Annotated in this window: 14 protein-coding genes; 8 read left to right on the forward strand and 6 right to left on the reverse strand. The window is 59.7% G+C overall.

Annotation, left to right across the window (positions count from 1 at the left end; all coding sequences use genetic code 11):
- Window positions 1–16 precede the first annotated feature (16 nt).
- From HGP31_RS00690 to tsaC, 3 genes are all read left to right on the forward strand, one after another.
- A complete protein-coding gene (locus HGP31_RS00690; RefSeq protein ID WP_168757027.1) occupies window positions 17–1042 on the forward strand; it encodes a LysM peptidoglycan-binding domain-containing protein in 1026 nt (341 codons plus the stop codon).
- 80 nt (window positions 1043–1122) lie between these two features.
- Entirely contained in the window at window positions 1123–2229 is a 1107-nt protein-coding gene (dprA, locus tag HGP31_RS00695) for a DNA-processing protein DprA (RefSeq protein ID WP_020798004.1), read from the forward strand.
- 54 nt (window positions 2230–2283) lie between these two features.
- Window positions 2284–2841: an L-threonylcarbamoyladenylate synthase type 1 TsaC gene (tsaC, locus tag HGP31_RS00700; protein ID WP_168757028.1), complete on the forward strand. Its 558-nt coding sequence runs from the start codon at window positions 2284–2286 to the stop codon at window positions 2839–2841.
- Between the two features lie 116 nt (window positions 2842–2957).
- On the opposite strand, the gene HGP31_RS00705 is transcribed toward tsaC, so the two are convergent.
- Complete coding sequence (locus tag HGP31_RS00705) at window positions 2958–3935, reverse strand: NADPH:quinone reductase (RefSeq protein ID WP_020798006.1); 978 nt, start codon at window positions 3933–3935, stop codon at window positions 2958–2960.
- A gap of 162 nt (window positions 3936–4097) precedes the next feature.
- Between HGP31_RS00705 and hemF the strand changes: the two genes are divergently transcribed.
- Together hemF and aroE are read left to right on the forward strand one after the other, a co-directional pair.
- On the forward strand, window positions 4098–5012 hold the full coding sequence (gene hemF / locus HGP31_RS00710; protein WP_168757029.1) for an oxygen-dependent coproporphyrinogen oxidase: 915 nt from the start codon (window positions 4098–4100) through the stop codon (window positions 5010–5012).
- A 13-nt stretch (window positions 5013–5025) separates the two neighbouring features.
- Window positions 5026–5847, forward strand: a complete 822-nt coding sequence (gene aroE / locus HGP31_RS00715) for a shikimate dehydrogenase (RefSeq protein ID WP_033045432.1) — start codon at window positions 5026–5028, stop codon at window positions 5845–5847.
- Window positions 5848–5968: 121 nt separating this feature from the next.
- Here the strand turns inward: aroE and HGP31_RS00720 are convergent, their stop codons facing one another.
- The 3 genes from HGP31_RS00720 to betC form a co-directional block, all read right to left on the reverse strand.
- On the reverse strand, window positions 5969–7537 hold the full coding sequence (locus tag HGP31_RS00720; protein WP_033045433.1) for a SulP family inorganic anion transporter: 1569 nt from the start codon (window positions 7535–7537) through the stop codon (window positions 5969–5971).
- Between the two features lie 165 nt (window positions 7538–7702).
- Window positions 7703–8623 carry a choline ABC transporter substrate-binding protein gene (choX, locus tag HGP31_RS00725; protein WP_033040456.1) on the reverse strand — a complete coding sequence of 307 codons (921 nt, stop codon included), beginning with the start codon at window positions 8621–8623 and terminating at the stop codon, window positions 7703–7705.
- Window positions 8624–8639: 16 nt separating this feature from the next.
- Window positions 8640–10154 (reverse strand): choline-sulfatase, encoded by a 1515-nt coding sequence (gene betC / locus HGP31_RS00730; protein ID WP_168757030.1) that lies wholly within the window; start codon window positions 10152–10154, stop codon window positions 8640–8642.
- Between the two features lie 114 nt (window positions 10155–10268).
- On the opposite strand from betC, the gene HGP31_RS00735 reads away from it, so the two are divergent.
- Window positions 10269–11219 carry a choline sulfate utilization transcriptional regulator gene (locus HGP31_RS00735; RefSeq protein ID WP_020798012.1) on the forward strand — a complete coding sequence of 317 codons (951 nt, stop codon included), beginning with the start codon at window positions 10269–10271 and terminating at the stop codon, window positions 11217–11219.
- Here HGP31_RS00735 and HGP31_RS00740 read toward each other — a convergent pair.
- Entirely contained in the window at window positions 11216–11878 is a 663-nt protein-coding gene (locus tag HGP31_RS00740) for an NAD(P)-dependent oxidoreductase (RefSeq protein ID WP_020798013.1), read from the reverse strand. The two genes, HGP31_RS00735 and HGP31_RS00740, sit on opposite strands and share 4 nt — an antisense overlap.
- A gap of 85 nt (window positions 11879–11963) precedes the next feature.
- Here HGP31_RS00740 and HGP31_RS00745 point away from each other — a divergent pair, with 85 nt between their 5' ends.
- Entirely contained in the window at window positions 11964–12290 is a 327-nt protein-coding gene (locus HGP31_RS00745; protein ID WP_008064666.1) for a DOPA 4,5-dioxygenase family protein, read from the forward strand.
- On the opposite strand, the gene HGP31_RS00750 is transcribed toward HGP31_RS00745, so the two are convergent.
- Complete coding sequence (locus HGP31_RS00750; RefSeq protein ID WP_020798014.1) at window positions 12291–12692, reverse strand: GFA family protein; 402 nt, start codon at window positions 12690–12692, stop codon at window positions 12291–12293.
- A gap of 409 nt (window positions 12693–13101) precedes the next feature.
- On the opposite strand from HGP31_RS00750, the gene HGP31_RS00755 reads away from it, so the two are divergent.
- Window positions 13102–14409 carry a CitMHS family transporter gene (locus HGP31_RS00755; protein WP_020798016.1) on the forward strand — a complete coding sequence of 436 codons (1308 nt, stop codon included), beginning with the start codon at window positions 13102–13104 and terminating at the stop codon, window positions 14407–14409.
- Window positions 14410–14485 lie beyond the last annotated feature (76 nt).

Raw genomic sequence — 14485 nt, forward strand, 5'->3', positions numbered from 1 at the left:
TAAAGGGATTCATCGCATGAGGAAATCACTACTCGCCCTGCTCCTTCTGGCCTCGGCAGGTTTTGCGCACGGGCAAGTGCAACTTCGGGAGGGTTTTCCACAGCAGTACACCGTCGCTGCGGGCGACACACTTTGGGACATATCGGGTAAGTACCTGCGTGAGCCCTGGCAGTGGCCGCAACTCTGGCAGGTCAATCCACAGGTTGAAAACCCGAATCTCATCTACCCCGGGGACACGCTATCGCTGGTCTACGTCAACGGCCAACCACGACTGAGCCTCAACCGCGGCACCTCGCGAGGCACCATTAAGCTTTCGCCACGGGTGCGCAGCAGCCCGGTGGCCGACGCCATACCGAGCATCCCGCTGAAATCGATCAACAGCTTTTTGCTGAGTAACCGCATCGTCGACAACGCCGAGGATTTCGACAAGGCGCCTTATATCGTTGCCGGTGATGCCGAACGCGTACTCAGCGGCACCGGCGACCGTATCTTCGCCCGCGGCCTCATCGACCCGGCTCAACCGGTGTACGGCATTTTTCGTCAGGGCAAGGTCTACACCGATCCGCAGACCCAGGAATTCCTGGGCATCAACGCCGATGACATAGGCGGTGGCGAGATCGTCGCCACTGAAGGTGACGTCGCGACGCTGGTGCTGCAACGCACCACCCAGGAGGTGCGCCTCGGCGATCGCCTGTTCAGCGGCGAAGAACGTTCGATCAATTCGACGTTCATGCCGAGCGCTCCCGACACCCAGGTCAATGGCCTGATCATCGATGTACCACGCGGGGTCACGCAGATCGGTGCACTGGACGTAGTTACCTTGAACAAGGGGAAACGCGACGGCCTGGCCGAAGGGAATGTCCTGGTAGTGATGAAAACCGGCGAAACCGTGCGTGACCGGATCACCGGCCAGCCATTGAAAATTCCGGATGAACGCGCTGGTCTTCTGATGGTTTTTCGCACCTACGACAAGCTCAGCTATGGACTGGTGCTGAAGGCCTCGCGTTCTTTGGCGGTGCTGGACAAGGTGCAGAATCCTTAGCGGACTTCACAAGTTACCAACAGAGTTATCCACAGCTTATTCCCATTTCGATGGGGGCTCATAACGATCAAGGATGATCCATGTCGATACCCGCTGTTTCATCGGTTTCCCCTGCGGAACTGGAAGCCCGTTTACGTCTGCACCGGTTACCGGAACTTGGTCCGGCGCGTTTCCGGAAATTGCTGGAAGCCTTCGGTTCGGCGTCCAAAGCCATCAGTGCACCCGCCAGTGCGTGGCGAGCGTTGGGCTTGCCGCAGGTGTGTGGCGAGGCCCGGCGCTCCCCTGAAATTCGTGACGGCGCCAGCCACGCATTGGCCTGGATAGAGCGTCAGGACCAGCATTTACTGATGTGGGACCAGCCCGACTACCCGGCGCTGCTGGCGCAAATCAGCGACGCGCCACCGTTGTTGTTCGTGGCGGGTGATCCGCAGATCCTGGAAAAACCGCAGTTAGCGATGGTCGGCAGTCGTCGTGCTTCACGGCCAGGCATGGACACCGCAGCCGCGTTTTCTCGCAGCCTGGCGGGTGCCGGGTTTGTCATCACCAGCGGGCTGGCCCTGGGGATCGATGCAGCCGCGCACCAGGCGGCACTGGATGTTGGCGGGCGAACGGTCGGGGTACTTGGCACGGGACTCGAAAATTTTTATCCACAGCGCAATCGGCGCCTGGCGGACGCAATGATCGCATCGGGCAGCGCGGTGCTCTCGGAGTTTCCGCTGGACGCCGCTCCGAGCGCCAGCAACTTCCCCCGACGCAACCGGATCATCAGCGGTTTGTCCCTCGGCGTGCTGGTCGTCGAAGCCAGTGTTGCCAGTGGTTCACTGATCACGGCCAGGCTGGCGGCGGAACAGGGGCGCGAGGTGTATGCGATTCCAGGGTCGATTCATCATCCCGGTGCTCGCGGCTGCCATCAGTTGATCCGCGACGGCGCCGTGCTGGTGGAGACCATAGAGCATATCCTCGAAGCCTTGCGCGGCTGGCAGCAGCTACCGTTTTCAACAGAAACACTCGCGACCGTAACGAGTCATCCGCTACTTGTACTGCTCCACGCTGCCCCCCACACCAGTGAAGCACTGGCCGATGCCAGCGGTTGGACCTTGCCCAAGGTCCTGGCGACGTTGACGGAGCTGGAAATGGACGGCCGCGCAGTCTGCGAAAACGGGCGCTGGTTTGCGCGGGTAAGCTAGGTTTTACGAGGAAGATCGGTAAACTGCGCAGAGCCTTATTCTGGAGAATTTTTCATGGTCAACAGTTGGCGTGTGCAGCAAGCCGCACGAGCAATTCGCGCAGGGGCGGTGATTGCCTACCCAACCGAAGCTGTCTGGGGTCTGGGTTGCGACCCGTGGGATGAAGAGGCAGTGGATCGTTTGCTGCTGATCAAGGGGCGGTCCGTGGACAAGGGGCTGATACTGGTGGCTGACAATATCCGCCAGTTTGACTTCCTCTTTGACGATTTTCCCGAGCTGTGGATGGATCGCATGGCCAGCACCTGGCCGGGGCCGAACACCTGGTTGGTGCCGCATCAGAACATGTTGCCGCAGTGGATTACCGGTGTGCATGAAACGGTGGCGTTGCGGGTCAGTGATCACCCGCAGGTGCGGGATTTGTGTGCACTGGTCGGGCCGTTGGTGTCGACGTCCGCCAACCCCCAGGGCCGGCCGGCAGCGCGCACGCGGATTCGCGTGGAGCAGTATTTCCGTGGTCAGGTTGATCTGGTGTTGGGTGGGAACCTGGGTGGGCGCAAGAACCCGAGTGTTATCCGGGATCTGGCGACCGGGCATGTTGTGCGCCCCGATTAAGACCGAGGTGACCCCATTCGCGAGCAAGCCCGCTCCCACATTTGATTAGTGTCGAACACCAATTCTGTGGTCACTGAAGATCCAATGTGGGAGCGGGCTTGCACGCGAAGAGGCCTTCAAGGCAATAAAATTACCGATCCGGTCGTACGCCGCGCGGACAACTCGGTCTGCGCCTTCGCTGCGTCCGCCAGTGGATAACGCTGGCTGATATCCACTTTCACTTTACCGCTGATGATCATCTCGAACAGCTCATCGGCCATACGCTGCAGGTTTTCCGCGTTATTGGCGTAGGTCGCCAGCGTCGGCCGAGTGACGTACAACGAGCCTTTCCCCGCCAGAATCCCCAGGTTCACCCCGTCCACCGCCCCGGACGCATTGCCGAAGCTCACGACCAGCCCACGGGGCGCCGCGCAGTCGAGAGAGGTCAGCCAAGTGTCCTTGCCGACGCCGTCGTACACCACCGGGACCTTTTTGCCGTCAGTCAATTCCAGTACGCGTTGCGCGACGTTTTCATGGCTGTAGTCGATGGTCGCCCAGGCACCATTGGCCTTGGCCAGCGCGGCTTTCTGCGCCGAGCTCACGGTGCCGATCAACTTGACGCCCAAGGCCTTGGCCCATTGGCAGGCCAGGGAACCGACGCCACCGGCAGCGGCGTGGAACAGGATGGTCTCGCCACCCTTGAGTTCATAGGTCTGGCGCAGCAAGTACTGCACGGTCAGGCCCTTGAGCATCACACCCGCGGCCTGCTCGAAGCTGATGGCGTCCGGAAGGTGTACCAGGTTGGCCTCGGGCAAGACGTGGACCTCGCTGTAGGCACCCAACGGGCCGCTGCCGTAAGCTACGCGATCGCCGACTTTGAATCGGGTCACTTCGCTACCGACCGCTTCGACAACGCCCGCGCCTTCCGAACCGACACCCGATGGCAGGGCCGGTGGCGGATAGAGGCCGCTGCGGTAATAGGTGTCGATGAAGTTCAGGCCTATGGCCTTGTTGGTCACGCGAACCTGCTGCGGGCCGGGCTCGGAGGGCTGATAATCGACATACTCAAGCACTTCGGGGCCACCGTGGGCACGGAACTGGATACGCTTTGCCATCTGCACTCTCCTGAGATTGTTTTACCAAGCGCCCTATGGGACTGCGAAGCGTGATCTGCGTCAACTGCGACGAGCGCTTCGGCGGTGGTATGCTACGCGCCCATTTGCGCAGGCTGGCTCCTGTGGAGCGCCGCGTAGCTTTGCCCGATCCAAGGTGATGCCATGACTACCCGCACCGAGGCCGTAAAAGCCTACCTGCTCGATCTGCAAGACCGTATTTGCGCTGCCCTGGAGGCCGAAGACGGCGGCACGCGCTTCGTCGAAGACGCCTGGACCCGGCCTGCCGGCGGTGGCGGACGCACCCGCGTGGTCGAAAATGGCGCGGTCATCGAAAAGGGCGGCGTCAACTTTTCCCACGTTTTCGGCAGCGGTTTGCCACCGTCGGCCAGTGCCCACCGGCCGGAACTGGCCGGACGCGGTTTCGAGGCCCTGGGTGTGTCGCTGGTGATCCACCCGCACAACCCACATGTACCGACTTCCCATGCCAACGTGCGGTTTTTCATCGCCGAAAAAGAAGGTGAAGAGCCGGTCTGGTGGTTTGGCGGCGGCTTCGACCTGACACCGTACTACGGGAATGAAGAAGATTGCGTGCACTGGCACCGCGTCGCCGAACAGGCCTGTGCGCCGTTCGGTGCGGACGTCTACCCGCGTTACAAGGCCTGGTGCGACAGCTACTTCTACATCAAGCATCGCCACGAACCGCGGGGAATCGGCGGCTTGTTTTTCGATGACCTGAATGAGTGGGATTTCGACACCAGCTTCGCGTTCATGCGTGCTATCGGTGACGCCTACATCGAGGCGTACCTGCCAATCGTGCAGCGCCGCAAAAACGACGCCTATTCCGCCAAGCAGCGGGAGTTCCAGGAGTACCGTCGTGGGCGTTACGTCGAATTCAACCTGGTCTACGACCGTGGCACCTTGTTCGGGCTGCAATCGGGCGGTCGCACCGAGTCGATTCTCATGTCGCTGCCGCCGCAAGTCCGCTGGGGTTACGACTGGAAAGCCGAGCCTGGCAGCGAAGAAGCACGCCTGACTGAGTATTTCCTGCAAGATCGCGATTGGTTGGCCAAGGCCTGAACGAGGAATCCAGATGGACCGTTACGTCGTATTCGGTAACCCGATTGGCCATAGCAAATCGCCGTTGATTCATCGTCTGTTCGCCGAGCAGACCGGGCAGAAACTCGACTACAGCACTTCACTGGCGCCCCTCGATGATTTTTCGAGCTGTGCCCGGGCGTTTTTCCTCGAAGGCCGTGGCGCGAATGTGACAGTACCGTTCAAGGAAGAGGCTTATCGCCTGGCCGACAAACTCACGGCGCGGGCACAGCGGGCCGGCGCGGTAAACACACTGAGCAAGCTGGAAGATGGCAGTTTGCTGGGCGATAACACCGACGGTGCTGGCCTGGTACGGGACCTGACGGTCAATGCCGGGTTCAGCCTCAAGGGCAAGCGCATCCTGCTGCTCGGTGCCGGCGGCGCAGTGCGCGGTGCGCTGGAGCCGTTGTTGGCTGAGCAGCCGGCGTCGGTGGTCATCGCCAACCGTACGGTGGACAAGGCCGAGTTGCTGGCCGAACTGTTCTGCGATCTGGGCCCGGTATCGGCCAGTGGTTATGACTGGCTTCAAGAGTCGGTAGACCTGATCATCAATGCGACGTCCGCGAGTCTGTCGGGCGATGTTCCGCCGATTGCCACCAGCCTGATCGAACCGGGCAAGACGGTGTGCTACGACATGATGTACGGCAAGGAGCCGACCTCGTTTTGCCGTTGGGCCAGCGAGCATGGCGCGGCGGTGTCGATGGATGGGCTGGGGATGTTGGCCGAGCAGGCGGCGGAAGCCTTCTTCCTGTGGCGCGGCGTGCGTCCGGATACGGCGCCGGTGCTGGCCGAACTTCGTCGGCAACTGGCTGAGTAAGACCCCCTGTAGGAGCGAGCCTGCTCGCGAAGAACCCAAGGACAACGCATGCATCCTGAATGCACGCGTTATCGTTGACGTCCATCGCGAGCAGGCTCGCTCCTACACGTATTAGGTTGTTTCAGTCTTCAAACCGGATCGGGCATTTCTCTGCCCCTTCCAGCTTCCTCAATTCATCCACCACCTGCGGCCGAGCCCGGCGCAGGGTCAGGCTGCGGTCCTGGCGCAGTAACCGCCGTGCTTCCTGATGCAGCATCTCAACCCCTGAATAGTCGATGAAGTTGATCTGCTGCGCCTCGATCACCACGCGTGCACCCTGCATTCGTTGCAGGCGAACTTGCAGGTAGTGGCTGGCGCCGAAGAAGATCGAGCCGCCGACCCGCAGAATGTCTTCATCGCCGTCACGCAAATGCTGCACCCGTGGTTGCGAGGTGCGCTTGAGGTAAAAGAACAGCGATGCCAGCACCCCGGCATAGATCGCTGTCTGCAGTTCCAGCAGCAGCGTGGCGACACAGGTCAGGCCCATGACCACGAACTCGGCGCGGCTGACCCGTAGCAACGCACGAATGCCACGATGGTCCACCAGGCCCCAGGCGATCAGCAAAATACTGCCGGCCATGGCCGGGATGGGAATGTGTGCGATCAGACTGGCACCGAAGACGGCGAACAACGCTACCCACAAAGCCGAAAAGACTCCCGCCAACGGCGAACAGGCCCCCGCTTCGTAGCTCAGGCCTGAACGGGTGAAGGAGCCGGCCGACAGCGATCCGGAAAAAAACGCGCCGACAATATTGGACAAGCCTTGGGCGCGGACTTCCTGATTGGCGTCGAGCAACTGTTGCGAGCGCGCCGACAGCGAACGGGCAATCGACAGGCTGGTGACCAGCCCGAGCATTCCGACCGCCACGGCACTGGGCAGCAGGCGCAGGATCAGGTCGAGGTCCAACGGCAATGGGCTAAAAGGCGGTAGCTTACCGGTGAAGGCGCTCACCAGTTTTACGTGACCGAACATGGAGGGCCAAAGCCAGACCATCACGGCAGCCAGCACCAGGGTAATCAACAGCGTCGGCCAGCGCGGCAAGCACAGCTTGAGGATCAGCCCGACCGCCACGGTGGCCAATCCGAGAATGAGCGAAGGTTTATCCACTTCACCCAGGTGTGTGGTCAGTGTGATGAAACTGTCCAGTGCGGTGGCCTGGCTGGGCAGCTCCAGCCCCAGCAAGTTGGGCAACTGGCCAACGGCAATGACCACCGCCGCGCCGAGGGTGAAGCCAAGCACCACCGAATGAGAGACGAAATTGACCAGCGCACCAAAGCGCAGCAACCCCAGCAGCCACTGGAAAATCCCTGCCAGAAGGGTCAGCAACAGGATCACGGTGACGTAGTCCTGCGTCGCAGGAATGGCCAGGGGACTGACGCTGGCGTACAGGACGATGGAAATGGCCGCCGTCGGACCGCAGATCAAATGCCACGACGAGCCCCACAGACAAGCGATCAACACCGGGATGATCGCCGCATACAAGCCGTATTCCGGTGGGAGGCCGGCAATCAGTGCGTAGGCGATGGATTGCGGCAACGCGAGAATCGCGCCACTGAGGCCGACGATCAGGTCACGACCGACGCTGGCGCGGGTTTGCCTGGGTAACCATGTGAGGAATGGGAAGAGTGAATGGCGGCTGGGAAGGGCCATGGGTCCTCTCGGATTGGGTTTTGCACAAGGTTAACAGACGCTGATCGTTCCCATGCTCTGCGTGGGAATGCCGCCATGGACGCTCCGCGTTTGCCCTTGGAGTGCGACGCGGAGCGTCACGGGATGCATTCCCACGCAGAGCGTGGGAACGATCAGTGGCGGGAGTTAGAGCTTGGCTTTCACTGCCGGTAACGCATCCTTGCCATCCACGGTCTTCACGCCATCGAGCCACTTGTCCAGCACTGCCGGGTTGGCCTTGATCCACGCCTTGGCCGCATCGGCATTGCTGACTTTCTTGTTCACCACCTCGGCCATGATGCTGTTCTCCATCTCTTGGGTGAAGCTCAGGTTGGTGAGCAGCTTGCCGACGTTCGGGCAGGCCTGTGCATAACCTTTGCGGGTCAGGGTGTGGACGCTGCCGGTGTCGCCGAAGTATTTCTCGCCACCCTTCAGGTAATGCATTTTCAGCTGCACGTTCATCGGGTGCGGTGTCCAGCCGAGGAAGGTCACGAACTTCTGTTTCTTCACCGCGCGGGACACTTCCGCAAGCATGGCCTGCTCGCTGGATTCGATCAGTTTCCATTGACCCATGTCGAAATCATTTTTCTTGATGATCTCTTGCAGCGAAATGTTTGCCGGTGCACCAGACCCGATGCCATAGATCTTGTGGTCGAACTTGTCGGCGTATTTGTTCAGGTCGGCAAAGTTATGCACACCCGCATCCCAGACGTAATCCGGGACAGCGAGGGTGAACTCGGTGCCGTCGAGGTTCTTCGCCAGTTGCGTGACGTCCCCGGTGGCGATGAACTTGTCGTAGAAACCCTGCTGCGCCGGCATCCAGTTGCCGAGGAAAACATCCACCTGGCCATCCTTGAGCCCGCCAAAGGTAATCGGCACCGCGAGGGTGTCGACCTTGGCCTTGTAGCCCATGCCGTCCAGCAGAAACCCGGTAATGGCGTTGGTTGCGGCGATATCGCTCCAGCCAGGGTCGGCCATTTTCACCGTCTCGCAACTTTGATCGGCATACACCGATGCACTGCCCAGGGCCAGAAGTCCGACCGTCAGTACTGTGGATAACTTTTGCATGGACTTCCCCTTAACATTATTGGTTTTGGCAGGGTTGTGGATAACGTGCTTTGCGCTCCAGATCGTCGAGGTCGATGTGATTGCGCATGTATTGCTGACTGGCATCCACCAGTGGCTGGTGATCCCAGCTCTTCAGCTTGCCGATGGTCAGGGCATCGGCGACGAAACGCCGGCGCCGCTGGCTCGCGAGCACCTGTTGATGGATAGCTGGAATGTCCCATTTGGCGCGAGCTTCGGCGAGAAATTCGTCGAAAAGTTGACGATGTTGCGGCGATTTGCTGAGTTCTTCCAATTCTCGCGGGTCATTGCCTACATCGAAGAGCAGGCAAGGGTCATCTTCACTGTAGATGAATTTGTAAGCGCCACGACGAATCATCATCAATGGACTGATGGTGCCTTCGGCCATGTATTCGCCGAACACTTCATCGTGTCCGCCCTGCCCTTGCAGATGCGGAACCAGCGAACGGCCATCGAGCGGCAAGCCCGGTTCAAGGGTGCCGCCGGCCAGTTCTACAAAGGTCGGCAACAGGTCGGCGGTGGATACCGATGCACTGACCCGGCCGGCGCCGAATTGCCCTGGAGCACTTATCAACAGGGGGACACGAGCGGCCATTTCATACCAGTGCATTTTGTACCAGAGGCCCCGTTCGCCCAGCATGTCACCGTGGTCGCCGGAGAATACGATGATGGTGTCATCGATTAGCCCAGTATCCTCAAGGGTTTGCAGGAGTTTGCCGACGTTGCTGTCGATATAGCTGCAAGCACCGAAGTAGGCGCGGCGAGCGTCGCGGATTTTATCCACAGGCAATGGTTTGTCCCACAGGTCATAAACCTTGAGCAATCGCTGGGCATGCGGATCGAGTTCGTGTTGATCCGGTGTTTCCGGCAAAGGAATTTCGGCGTCGTCGTACAGGTCCCAGAAAGCCTTGGGAATCGTGTACGGGTCGTGGGGGTGAGTCATCGAAACCGTCAGGCAAAACGGCTGCTCGCCATCCTCGCGAATGTGGTCGAACAGGTACTGCTGGGCCTTGAACACTACCTCTTCATCGAAATCCAGTTGGTTGGTGCGCACGCAAGGGCCTGCCTGGAGAACCGACGACATGTTGTGGTACCAGGTCGGACGCACGTCCGGTTCGTCCCAGTTCACGGCCCAGCCGTAGTCGGCTGGGTAGATATCGCTGGTCAGGCGTTCTTCATAGCCGTGCAATTGGTCCGGACCACAGAAATGCATTTTGCCTGACAGCGCAGTGCGATAGCCGAGGCGCCGCAGGTAATGGGCATAAGTCGGCACATCGGCCGGGAAATCCGCCGCGTTGTCATAAGCCCCGATCTTGCTCGGCAGCTGGCCGCTGACCAGGGTAAAGCGCGAAGGTGCGCACAGCGGGCTGTTGCAATAAGCGCTGTCGAATACCACGCCCTCGGCGGCGAGGCGGCTCAGATTAGGCAATTTGATAGGCGAAGGACCGTAGAACGGCAACATTGGCGCGGCCATTTGATCGGCCATGATGAAAAGAATGTTCTTGCGCTTCATGTGATCGCGGCATTCCATAGTGGATGTTTATGCGAGAGTGCTGGGGTCGAGGATGTAACCCACACACTTTGCGGTAAAGCCCACGGGCGGCAATGACTAGGATAAGCACAGCTTATGTATGACGCGCTTGGTGACCTTTCTCTGGATTTGCTCCGCGCTTTCGAATCAGCGGCCCGTCAACGCAGCTTTACGGCGGCGGCGGTCGAGCTGGGAACCACGCAGCCGGCGGTCAGCCAGCAAATCAAGCGACTGGAGGAGCAGTTGGGGGCTCGACTGTTCGACCGCATCTATCGCGGCATTGAACTGACTGAGTCAGGTGCTATCCTTTTCGAGCAAGTTCAGCTGGGTTTGCAGAATATCGATGCAGGATTGAGCGCGATCAGCGCCCAGCATCAGCATGAAGTGCTACAAGTCGCCACCGATTTTGCCTTTGCCGCCTATTGGCTGATGCCTCGATTGCACCGCTTTCACGCGGCCAACCCACAGGTCGACGTCAGTCTGGTGACCAGTGAACGTAGCCATAACATGTTGCGCAGCGATATCGATGTAGCAGTGCTGTTCGGCGATGGCCGCTTCAAACAGGGAGAGAGTCATTGGCTATTCAGCGAGGAAGTGTTCCCGGTGTGCAGCCCGCAAGTACTCAATGATCGCACCCTGCCCCTACCCGCTCGATCATTGTTGGAGTTTCCACTTCTGCACCTGCGTGGCGAAAACAGCAGCCACTGGTTTGACTGGAGCGGTGTCTTTCGCGAGTTGGGCATCACTTCGCCCCCGGCGCCCGGCCAATTGCGTTTCGATAATTACACCTTGTTGATTCAGGCCGCCATTGGCGGCCAGGGCGTGGCGATTGGCTGGCGGCACCTTGTGGATAACTTGTTGGCACAAGGTTTGTTGTGTCGACCGATTGCCGAAACGGTGATCTCCAGGCTGGGTTATTACGTCGTGTTACCACAACGCAAACGGCGTGGCGCCTTGATCCAGCAGTTTGTCGATTGGTTGATGGCCGAGCAGGCCAGCAGTGCGCAATCGTTGAACGGGATGGCACTGCCCTCAATTGCGATCTAGCTATCGGTGGCAACAAAATTAACGTGCTCGCCAATATGCAGGTTCAGATGCAACTCATCAGCGATCCCCACTGCCGTGCGGGCCAAACGTGCGAGCGGCTCGGCCAGTCCCGGCTCAAGGTTGCCGCCGATTTGACTGAAGTGCTCGATGGTCAGCCCCGGCACCCCGCGCGGAGCGTTTACCATCGTCCAGTGCAAGGGGCTGCTTTGTAGCGCTTCGCGGATTTCTTCGGCGGCGTGGCGTTGCAACCCGTCCTCGAACTCCGGATCGTCCAGCACCTCGAAATCCCCCACTAGAAACAATCGGGTAATGCCTGCTGCCTGCATGCCATCAAGCAATGCATCCACCGCCAGCACCTGCTCGACCGGGCCGGGCACAATGTTTTTTTCCACGTGTTCACTATTGAATGGCAACCCCGGTGCGTCTAATAAACAGATGACCGCCGAACTGCCGGCCACGCTTTGCTTGACCCGTTGTGCGTCGAACAGGTCGCCGGCCTTGGTACGCAAACCCGGGCGCGGCGCCAGCGCCGTCAAGTCATCGAGAATGGCGATCACTTCATGTTGGCGCCGCAACATTTCAGCCATCAGCGCACTGCCCAAGCTACTCATGGCACCATAAAGCACCACTTTCACCACTGGGGTTTCGGCATTTTTCATGGCTGAACTCCCTTGTTCTCTTTCCTGTATGGCATTTGACCTTTAGGAAACGGTGAGGGTTCGACTCGGTTTTGGAGGGATTCAGATGCAACGGATCAAGGGTTACCACGCCCATGTCTATTTCGATGCCAGCACCATCGACCAGGCGCGGGCCCTGTGTGAGCAAGCGGCACAATTGTTCCCGCTGAAAATGGGCCGGGTGCACGAACGCCCCGTCGGCCCGCACCCGGATTGGAGCTGCCAACTGGCGTTCGGCCCTGAACTGATCGGTGATGTGCTGCCGTGGTTGGCGCTCAACCGCAAGGGGTTGGTGGTGTTCCTGCACCCCGACACCGGCAACGATCTGCTGGATCACAGCGAGCACGCGATCTGGATGGGCGCGATTCGCCCGCTCGACCTGTCTATTTTCTGATCAGAGTGTTTCTTCGGCTTCGCCCGGTAAATGCTCATCCAGATGCAACCACGGCAGGCGGCTGTCGGTCCAGATGTGGCGTTCGGCCGGGGCCCGCTCCGGGTGATCGAGGGTGGCGATGGTCACGTCGATGCTGCCCGGGCTCAGGTGAGTCTCCAATGCCAGTTGCGCCCCACAGTTGCCGCAAAAATAGCGCGCGCAGGTTGGCGAAGAGTCGTACCGCGCCGGTTTTCCCGCGAGCCATTGAAAGGTTGTCGCCGGCACAGTGATCCAGGTGGTCACGATCCCGCCGCTGACCCGCCGGCAAATCGAGCAATGGCAATGGGCGATATCGTGTAAAGGCCCGCTGAATTGATATCGCAGTTGTCCGCAGTGGCAGCCGCCTGTGTGAAAGTCGACCATTCCTTTTCCTCCAGATGCGTTTTCACTGACGTCTTCGCGAGCAGGCTCGCTCCCACAGGGGATCAAAATCATTGTGGGAGCGAGCCTGCTCGCGAAGGGCACAACTCGGTTTCCCCTCTCTGCCCCGGTCCGACGACCGGTTGCACATCCGGTCAATGCTTTCATCGGCGAAAGCTGGCTGAAAGCTTCCACGATTAGGATCGCCCTCACTGCCGGCAACAGACCGGTTGGCTAAAGCGAATGTTCGATTGTTCGCCCAGCCCATTAAACAACAACAATGGTGACCCTGATGTCCTCTTCTATCCGCCGCTTCGCTGCAACTCCGCCCGTACGTCTCGTGCTTCCCGTTCTGCGCTGATCCCATCCGATCCGCCCATTTCCCTAGCCGCGCTACGCCTGGAGTATTCCCATGCTGACTTTCCTTGGCTTCGCCATGGTCATCACGTTCATGTTCCTGATCATGACCAAGCGCCTGTCCGCGTTGATCGCCTTGATCATCATCCCGATCGTTTTCGCCTTGTTTGGCGGTTTCGGCCCGAAAATCGGCCCGATGATGCTCGAAGGCATTACCAAGCTCGCGCCAACCGGCGTGATGCTGATGTTCGCGATTCTCTATTTTGCCCTGATGATCGACTCCGGCCTGTTTGACCCGGCCGTGCGCAAGATCCTCAAAATGGTCAAGGGCGACCCGTTGAAAGTGTCGGTGGGTACCGCCGTCCTGGCGCTCGTCGTTTCCCTCGACGGTGACGGCGCGACCACCTACATGATCTGCGTGGCCGCCATGCTGCCGCTCTACAGCCGTATCGGCATGAGCCCGCGGATCATGGCCGGCTTGATCATCCTCGCCGGTGGCGTGATGAACATGACTCCGTGGGGTGGCCCGACCGCCCGTGCCGCCAGTGCGCTGCACGTCGATCCATCGGCCATCTTCGTGCCGATGATTCCCGCGATGGCCGCCGGTGTCCTGGCCATCCTTGCCATTGCCTACTTCTACGGCAAACGTGAACGTGCGCGTCTGGGAGAGTTGCATCTGGTCGGCGATGAGGTCGATCACAGCGAGATCACCGTTTCGCAATTCCCGGATGCACGTCGGCCAAGCTTGATCTGGTTCAACGGCGCCCTGACCCTGGTCCTGATGTGCACCCTGATCGCCGGCCTGTTGCCGCTGCCGGTGCTGTTCATGGTGGCGTTCAGTATCGCGATGATCGTCAACTACCCGTGCCTGCAACAGCAGAAGGATCGCGTCGCGGCCCACGCCGGTAGCGTACTGGCGGTGGTCGGGCTAATCTTTGCCGCGGGTATCTTCACCGGTATCCTGTCGGGCACAGGCATGGTCGATGCCATGTCCAAAAGCCTGCTGTCGGTGATTCCGGACTTCCTCGGCCCATACCTGGCAGTGATCACGGCGTTGGTGAGCATGCCATTCACCTTCTTCATGTCGAATGATGCATTTTATTACGGAGTGTTGCCGGTACTGGCCGAAGCCGCCAGCCATTACGGTATTACCGCGGTGGAAATGGCACGTGCCTCGATCGTCGGTCAGCCCGTCCACTTGTTGAGCCCGCTGGTACCATCGACTTACCTCTTGGTGGCCCTGGCTGGCATCGATTTTGGTGATCACCAGCGCTTCACCCTGAAGTGGGCAGTGCTGGTTTGCATGTGCATACTGGTTGCCGCATTGCTGATGGGGATTTTTCCGCTGTTCAGCACTCTATAAGCCCAAGACTCACCATTTCGGGTCCAGGCTTCGCGGTTTGAAGTCGGGGCCCTTTTTGGTTTAACAATCGCTCAAA

Source organism: Pseudomonas umsongensis (genome assembly GCF_012647205.1).
GTDB classification, from domain to species: domain Bacteria; phylum Pseudomonadota; class Gammaproteobacteria; order Pseudomonadales; family Pseudomonadaceae; genus Aquipseudomonas; species Aquipseudomonas umsongensis.

Excerpts from the sequence above, each read along its gene's own strand:
- HGP31_RS00690 (WP_168757027.1), top strand. The coding sequence starts at position 17 with ATGAGGAAATCACTACTCGCCCTGCTCCTTCTGGCCTCGGCAGGTTTT.
- dprA (WP_020798004.1), top strand. The coding sequence starts at position 1,123 with ATGTCGATACCCGCTGTTTCATCGGTTTCCCCTGCGGAACTGGAAGCC.
- tsaC (WP_168757028.1), top strand. The coding sequence starts at position 2,284 with ATGGTCAACAGTTGGCGTGTGCAGCAAGCCGCACGAGCAATTCGCGCA.
- HGP31_RS00705 (WP_020798006.1), bottom strand. The coding sequence starts at position 3,935 with ATGGCAAAGCGTATCCAGTTCCGTGCCCACGGTGGCCCCGAAGTGCTT.
- hemF (WP_168757029.1), top strand. The coding sequence starts at position 4,098 with ATGACTACCCGCACCGAGGCCGTAAAAGCCTACCTGCTCGATCTGCAA.
- aroE (WP_033045432.1), top strand. The coding sequence starts at position 5,026 with ATGGACCGTTACGTCGTATTCGGTAACCCGATTGGCCATAGCAAATCG.
- HGP31_RS00720 (WP_033045433.1), bottom strand. The coding sequence starts at position 7,537 with ATGGCCCTTCCCAGCCGCCATTCACTCTTCCCATTCCTCACATGGTTA.
- choX (WP_033040456.1), bottom strand. The coding sequence starts at position 8,623 with ATGCAAAAGTTATCCACAGTACTGACGGTCGGACTTCTGGCCCTGGGC.
- betC (WP_168757030.1), bottom strand. The coding sequence starts at position 10,154 with ATGAAGCGCAAGAACATTCTTTTCATCATGGCCGATCAAATGGCCGCG.
- HGP31_RS00735 (WP_020798012.1), top strand. The coding sequence starts at position 10,269 with ATGTATGACGCGCTTGGTGACCTTTCTCTGGATTTGCTCCGCGCTTTC.
- HGP31_RS00740 (WP_020798013.1), bottom strand. The coding sequence starts at position 11,878 with ATGAAAAATGCCGAAACCCCAGTGGTGAAAGTGGTGCTTTATGGTGCC.
- HGP31_RS00745 (WP_008064666.1), top strand. The coding sequence starts at position 11,964 with ATGCAACGGATCAAGGGTTACCACGCCCATGTCTATTTCGATGCCAGC.
- HGP31_RS00750 (WP_020798014.1), bottom strand. The coding sequence starts at position 12,692 with ATGGTCGACTTTCACACAGGCGGCTGCCACTGCGGACAACTGCGATAT.
- HGP31_RS00755 (WP_020798016.1), top strand. The coding sequence starts at position 13,102 with ATGCTGACTTTCCTTGGCTTCGCCATGGTCATCACGTTCATGTTCCTG.